The 1,705-nt window shown below is 33.4% G+C and carries 1 protein-coding gene; it reads left to right on the top strand.

Going from position 1 to position 1,705, the window contains the following annotated elements:
- Nucleotides 1–1,705: choice-of-anchor A family protein (locus V7R38_RS13115; protein WP_334059111.1), on the top strand; the 1,705-nt coding region annotated here is incomplete at both ends.

Below are 1,705 nucleotides of genomic sequence, written 5' to 3'. Positions count from 1 at the left end.
CACTTTTACGGTTACAGAAGGTGGTTGTAATCAATCTCCAACTGATGCTGCTTTAGGATTTAATGTATTTACTTTAGAAGGATTACAATTATCTACTAATGAAACTGAGGGTAGTGTTGCTACAGGTGGTGACTTGACTATTTCAGGAAACTATCAAATCACGACTAATGATCCTGGTTCTTTTCAAGTAAACAATGTAACTGTTGGTTTAGTTGTTGGTGGAAAAGTAAATTATCAATCAGGTAATTCTTTACAAATCAACCAAAATACTTATGTGAAAATTGGTGAAAGTAATGGATCTGTTGTTTGGTATAAGGATCAAAACAATGCATTTTCTCCTATTAGAGTTACTAAAAACTCAAGCTACAATTCTTCACCAAGAATTAGTTTACAAGCAAATGCAAATCAATTAAACGTATCATCTACAAATAATCCAATATTTGAGAGTAACGTAATAGATTTTGCTAGCGCATTTCAAACATTAAGAGGTAACTCTACAAATTTATCTCAATATGCAAACAATGCTCAGTTAACAAATCCTAATGGGCAACCAATTTCGAACACTAACTTACCAAATCAAGTAAAAATTAATTTACAAGCTGGTGTTAATTATCTAAACGTAACTGGTTCAGATTTAAATAACGTAAGTGTATTTACTTATAACAATAAGCCTAGTGCAACTAATATTTTAGTAATAAATGTAGATGCTGCAGGATCTTTTGATTGGACCGTTTGGAATCAAGCAGGCGTTGGTCAGCAAGATGCACCTTATATTATTTACAACTTTTATAACACAACTACTTTAAATGTTGTTGGTAACTCTACAGTTGTAGGTTCTTTATTTGCTCCTTTTGCAGATATAAACAAAACTGTAAACCAATCTAACATAGAAGGTCAGGTTATTGGAAAATCATTTAATCATGCAGGTGGAGAAGTACACTCAGCCAATTTTGTTCCAACAATTTCTGGTTGTACTACTAGTACAGGTGTTGCACCAACTGCAGAGTTCAATGTAAACTTGAATAACCAATGTTTTGATGGTAATTCATTCGAATTCACAAATACATCAAATACTGGTAACACATCGCAACCAAATGATCCTATTACTTATGCTTGGGATTTTGGAGATGGTACTACTAGTACGTTAATGAGTCCTACTAAAACGTATGCAAATTCTGGTACATATACTGTAACCATGACTGCTACTAATAGTGTTGGTTCAGATACAACAACAACTCAAGTAACAGTTAAACAAGATTTAGACATTACATTAACAATTAACTCTACAAGTAATGGTGATGGAAGTGTTACAAAAACTTTCACAGTAGATAATCCAGCTGTATTCCAAACTTATGATTGGTCTTTAGTTGAATCTGATGGAACATTAGTTGCCAATCTTGGTACAAATGTAACTACAGTAAATGCAACTATTACAGATGCTGGTTTATACTATATAGAAATTGTTGCTGAAGATCAAAATGGATGTACTAAAACACATAGATTCCCTGTTACAGTAACTTCAGGAGAAGTTACAGGAGGTAATTCTGGTGGAGTTGAGTCTGAGTCTTTAGGAGATGCAATCTCTAAGATTTATGTGGGTAGAAAAAAGAACTCTGTTCCTACTACTTTCGTAAAATCTGATGCTAATCTGTACAACAAAGCTAAGATGAAAGCTGAGCAGCCTTATCAAGGTAAAGGGCAAACG

It is taken from the genome of Polaribacter sp. P097 (genome assembly GCF_036864555.1).
In the GTDB taxonomy this organism is placed as follows: Bacteria; Bacteroidota; Bacteroidia; order Flavobacteriales; family Flavobacteriaceae; genus Polaribacter.
This window is presented reverse-complemented; position numbering and strand designations above follow the sequence as displayed.